The sequence below is a fragment of the Chitinimonas violaceus genome (assembly GCF_052601015.1).
Genome location: NZ_JBQXDJ010000228.1, coordinates 1 through 478, shown reverse-complemented (window position 1 = coordinate 478; position 478 = coordinate 1). Strand labels below are relative to the sequence as shown.

Here is a 478-nt window from a genome sequence, read left to right as displayed (position 1 = left end):
GAGCTGGAACTGGGTGCCTGGGCAGCCGAGACCCGCTATCTGCTGGGTGATGGCACTGGGGACGGCAAGGCCGATCTGTGGGTGGTATCGCAGACGACGGATAAGAGAGTACAGGTTGTACTGTGGCTCAGTGATGGCAAGACCTTCACAGCCGGTACGCCAGTTACGAGCAGCTATGGCTGGCAGTCAAACCATCAGTACATTCTGTCGGACATCAAGCGGAATGGCCGGCAGGCGTTGTCGATCCAGTTTCTGTATGCAGGCAGTGACTATGTGTATGTCTTCTTCCACGATGACGATGGTGTGTTAAAGCACATCCACCAGAATCATGGTGCACCGGGTAAGACCAGCCAGTACCTGAAGGTGGATATCCAGGGTGATGGTCGTGATGACTGGGTGGAGGTGTACCAGGATGCGGAGGGGGTTGAACACCTGCGCAATGCAGTCAGCCATGGCAATGCGAGTTGGAACTGGGCGG

At 56.3% G+C, this 478-nt stretch carries 1 protein-coding gene; it reads left to right on the top strand.

Going from position 1 to position 478, the window contains the following annotated elements; translation table 11 throughout:
- A partial coding sequence (locus ACUHMQ_RS21060; RefSeq protein WP_445297391.1) for a hypothetical protein occupies positions 1 to 478 on the top strand: 478 nt, incomplete at both ends.